The sequence below is a fragment of the Magnetospirillum molischianum DSM 120 genome (genome assembly GCF_000294655.1).
In the GTDB taxonomy this organism is placed as follows: domain Bacteria; phylum Pseudomonadota; class Alphaproteobacteria; order Rhodospirillales; family Magnetospirillaceae; genus Phaeospirillum; species Phaeospirillum molischianum.
On record NZ_CAHP01000017.1, the window covers coordinates 1 to 2,358 of the forward strand.

2 protein-coding genes are annotated in these 2,358 nt (G+C 64.6%); both read left to right on the forward strand.

The window, feature by feature from the left end:
- Positions 1-128 precede the first annotated feature (128 nt).
- Entirely contained in the window at positions 129-860 is a 732-nt protein-coding gene (locus PHAMO_RS07390; protein WP_235720810.1) for a tyrosine-type recombinase/integrase, read from the forward strand.
- A gap of 4 nt (positions 861-864) precedes the next feature.
- Complete coding sequence (locus PHAMO_RS07395) at positions 865-2,055, forward strand: IS91 family transposase (protein ID WP_002727942.1); 1,191 nt, start codon at positions 865-867, stop codon at positions 2,053-2,055.
- Positions 2,056-2,358: the final 303 nt, after the last annotated feature.

The following is a 2,358-nucleotide window of genomic DNA, read 5'->3' on the forward strand; positions in this document are numbered from 1 at the left end:
CGAACCCGCTGCGCGGGATTGGTGCTCGTTCTTGATGGGCCTATCGAGCCTGAAGTGTAGCGCTTTGGTTGAGTGACGCCCGGCATTGGCCGAGCATTTTGGCTCCTTCCTTCGATGTGAGGAGCCATATGATGACCGTTCCTATTCCGTCCACCCCGATCAGCCCATTGCGTCAGCGCATGATCGAAGACATGAACATGCGCCGGTTTTCGCAAGACACCCAGCGCGACTACATCCGCGATGTTGGACGCTTTGCCACGTTTCTGGGGCGCTCGCCCGGCACGGCCACGGCGGAGGATATCCGCCAGTTCCAGGTGGACCAGCAAGAGTCCGGCGTGCCGGTGCCGACGATGAACAGCATTGTTTCGGCGCTCCGGTTCTTGTTTACGCACACGCTCGACCGGCCGGATCTGGCGCGCAGACTGGTGCGCATCCACCATCCGCGCAAGCTGCCGATGGTCTTGAGCCGGGACGAGGTCGCCCGCCTGTTGAATGCAACCACCTGCCTCAAGCACCAGGCGGCCTTGTCGGTCGCCTATGGCGCCGGCCTGCGCGTCGGCGAGGTGGCGGCCCTCAAGGTCCGCGATATCGACAGCGAACGCATGCTGATCCGGGTCGAAGCGGCCCAGGCGGCGGAGATCGTCAAGCGGGTCGGCCCGCATACGCTCCGTCACAGCTTCGCCACCCATCTGCTGGAAGACGGGGTCGACATCCGGGTCATCCAGGTTCTTCTCGGCCATAGCAAGCTGGAGAACACCGCCCTCTATACCAAGGTGGCGACACGGACGGTGCGCGCCGTGATCAGTCCGTTCGACAGGCTGGCACTGTTCAAGGCCGAACAGATCGAGCCCAACGGCTGAGCCGGTGCGGGCCTCGATCGAGGTCGCCGATATTTTTCGAGCTGCCGGACCGGCCTATCGGGCGGCCCATGCCGGGCATCTGAGCCTGCATCAGCTCAAGGTCATGTCGGCGATCGAGCATTGCCGTACCGCCGCACTGGGCGGCCACGTCGAAGTCTGCGAGGACTGCGGGCATGGGCGGGTCGCCTATAACAGCTGCCGTAACCGGCACTGCCCTAAGTGCCAGGGAACCGCCGCGCGGAAATGGTTGGAGGATCGGGAAGCCGATCTGCTCCCCGTGGGCTATTTCCACGTCGTCTTCACGCTGCCGGACGAGGTCGCCGACATCGCCTTCCACAACAAGGCGACAGTCTACGATCTGCTGTTCCGCGCCGCATCGGAGACAATGCTGACGATCGCGGCGGACCCGAAGCATCTGGGGGCGCGCATCGGCATCACGACCGTCCTGCATACCTGGGGGTCTGCCCTGACGCACCACCCCCATGTGCACATGATCGTCCCCGGCGGCGGGATCGCTCCCGACGGGCGATGGGTGTCGTCCCGTCCGGCTTTTCTTCTTCCTGTCAGGGTGCTGGGCGCGCTGTTTCGGCGGCTGTTTCTCATGCGCCTGATCGCGCTTTACGATGACGGCCGGCTCTCTTTCTTCGGGCCCATGGCTCATCTGGCCGAGAAGCGAGCGTTCTTGCGGCATCTCGCTCCGGTCCGGAAGAAGCGCTGGGTTGTCTACGCCAAGCCCCCCTTCGGCGGTCCCGAGGCCGTGCTCGCCTATCTGGCGCGCTATACCCACCGCGTCGCCATCTCGAACCGCCGCTTGATCGAGTTCGACGAGAACGACGTCACGTTTCGCTACAAGGACTACCGACGCGACGGTGCCGACCAGTTGCGCGTGATGACTCTTTCCGCTGACGAGTTCATCCGCCGGTTCCTGCTGCACGTCCTCCCACGAGGATTCCACCGCATCCGGCATTATGGACTGCTTGCCGCGTCCTGCCGCAAGGCCAGCCTCGAACGCATCCGCACGCTTCTGGCCGTCGCCCCGCCGACCGTCGCCGATATTGCGGAAGCCCCCGTCGATGCCGTTCCGCCATGCCCCTGCTGCGGCGGGCGCATGGTGATCGTCGAGGTTTTCGAACGGGGGCACCAGCCCCGCGCGCCCCCTGTCGGCGCACTGCCGAACCGGGAGAACCCGCCATGATCCGGCATGGCTTGACCGTCCCAGGCACTCGAACCGCCGCGCTTCGGGTGACGATCCCGCATGGGCCATTCTCTGGAATCCCCGCCGAAAGAAGGGGTTTCGGCTCCTCTTTCCACCAGAATCGTGGCATGACAGACGGACGTTGCGGCCTCTTCGCGCCAACCCGACCTCTTCCGGTGGCCCGTCGCGACACCCCCAGGATCAGCCGCAAAACGAAATCCCCATAGGCCTGTGCTCGAACCTCGCGGGTTCGTTCCTCGGGGACTTTCGTACGCCTCACGGCGCCCGAAACTCTTCACGGAA

Bases quoted from the DNA above. Each gene is read 5' to 3' on its own strand.
- PHAMO_RS07390 (WP_235720810.1), top strand. From the start codon at position 129: ATGATGACCGTTCCTATTCCGTCCACCCCGATCAGCCCATTGCGTCAG.